This window comes from Herbaspirillum chlorophenolicum (assembly GCF_001189955.1).
GTDB classification, from domain to species: domain Bacteria; phylum Pseudomonadota; class Gammaproteobacteria; order Burkholderiales; family Burkholderiaceae_D; genus Herbaspirillum; species Herbaspirillum chlorophenolicum.
The window spans coordinates 1-792 of sequence record NZ_LFLT01000160.1; the positions used below are offsets into that span (position 1 = coordinate 1).

At 55.9% G+C, this 792-nt stretch carries 1 protein-coding gene; it reads left to right on the forward strand.

The genetic code is table 11. The annotated features are described in order from the left end of the window. The coding region (locus tag AKL28_RS23685; protein ID WP_050470715.1) for a site-specific integrase at positions 1 to 651 on the forward strand (651 nt) is incomplete at its 5' end. Between the last annotated feature and the right edge of the window lie 141 nt (positions 652 to 792).

A 792-nucleotide genomic window follows, 5' to 3' on the forward strand; every position in this document is an offset into this window, starting at 1 on the left:
GGTATCGGGCGCACCCACGGACGCCCCAAAAAGCAGGCAAAGGCTCTCCCGATCGAAGATCTTGAAAAGATCATCGTGAAATTGGACTCCGCGGATACCTTCAAAGCCAAACGGGATAGCGCGCTGCTACAGCTAGGATATTTTGGTGGTTTTCGGAGAAGTGAGCTAGCAGGCCTGCAGGTTTCTGATCTAGCGTGGGAACCAGATGGATTGATCGTGACGCTGCAGCGCTCCAAGACCGACCAGCAAGGTCACGGGATCGTCAAGGCAATCCCCTACGGCACCGGTCCGTGCTGCCCAGCGACTGCTCTTCGAGGTTGGTTGGCGGCCGCGGGAATTAGCTATGGAGCGGCATTCCGCTCCATTAACAAATGGTCGATGCTGGGAGAACAGCCCATTCACCCCGCCAGCATCAATACTATCTTAGCCGATTGCGCCAGGATGGCGGGCTTGGACTACGTTCCGGATCTCTCCAGTCATAGTTTGCGTCGAGGCATGGCAACTAGCGCTTACCGCGCCGGCGCAGATTTCCGAGATATCAAGCGCCAAGGCGGCTGGCGCCACGACGGAACGGTACAGGGGTATATCGAAGAAGCTGGCAGATTCAAAGAAAATGCTGCAGGTCATCTGCTAAAGAGGCACACCAGCTGATTGCGCTGAATCCAAGCGGGAAACATCCACTTGGCATGAGCCGCTGCCAGCCTCGCGATCCTCTTCACTTAGTAGTTAGCCAGTGCACTCCATCCATGAGAGAGCACGTACGAGCCCATCAAGATGATGACGGTGTTGATC